Origin of the sequence: Pseudocitrobacter sp. 73, assembly GCF_008369545.1 — a bacterium.
Classification (GTDB): domain Bacteria; phylum Pseudomonadota; class Gammaproteobacteria; order Enterobacterales; family Enterobacteriaceae; genus Pseudocitrobacter; species Pseudocitrobacter vendiensis.
In genome coordinates, this window is sequence record NZ_VTZO01000114.1 from 1 (window position 1) to 293 (window position 293).

At 49.1% G+C, this 293-nt stretch carries 1 protein-coding gene; it reads right to left on the reverse strand.

Annotated elements, in window-relative coordinates; translation table 11 throughout:
• Window positions 1-293 (reverse strand): DUF445 family protein (locus F0Q32_RS26015; RefSeq protein WP_149465185.1); only part of this gene is annotated, 293 nt, incomplete at both ends.

Consider the following 293-nt stretch of genomic DNA (forward strand, 5'->3'; position numbering starts at 1 on the left):
GCTTTCAGCCATTCCCGTAAATCCCCCCACAATTCACTGAGATAGCGGTTAAAAGCTTCATCTTCTTTCAGATAGCTTTTTACGGCATCAGCTCGCGCTGCCATTTCAGGATCGTTTTTCAACTTGTCGATCAGGGCAAAAGTGGCGCGATCAAACGCATGGCGGATCTGATGCGCACGATCACGGCTGATATCATCAAGCAAAGAATTCACCGCGTCAGAAACCAACTCCGCGCTATGTTCGCCCAGCCATTCAGTAGGCAAAATTTTGGCTTTCAGTGGATGCTCGCTCTC